This window comes from Pseudomonas baetica, assembly GCF_019733355.1.
GTDB classification, from domain to species: domain Bacteria; phylum Pseudomonadota; class Gammaproteobacteria; order Pseudomonadales; family Pseudomonadaceae; genus Aquipseudomonas; species Aquipseudomonas baetica_A.
Map to the genome: position 1 here is coordinate 1 of NZ_JAIHLQ010000165.1, position 316 is coordinate 316.

General features: G+C 60.8%; 1 protein-coding gene. It reads right to left on the reverse strand.

What is annotated here, in order from left to right:
- The coding region (locus tag K5E40_RS34580) for an immunoglobulin-like domain-containing protein (protein WP_221734448.1) at positions 1-316 on the reverse strand (316 nt) is incomplete at both ends.

Here is a 316-nt window from a genome sequence, read left to right on the forward strand (position 1 = left end):
AAACTGGAGTTTTGTCGGCCACGAGGTCTTCGTAGTTGCCGCCAGAAACCCCCGTGATCGAGTTGGTCAGCGGTGCGTTACCGGCCAGCGCATCGTTAGGCGCGGTGGTGGTCACGGTGCCGGTGGTTTTGCCAACTTCGATGGTGATGTTTTGACCGTTGGCCAGGGTTACCACGACTGGCGAACCGGTAACCGGAGCACCCACGGTGGCGGTGTAAGTGACGGTGCCGCCTTCAGCCACGGAGGTATCGGCCGTCAGCTTCACAGTCGACGTGTCGATGGTGTCGGTCACTTCAGTCACGGCCGGAACAGTGCT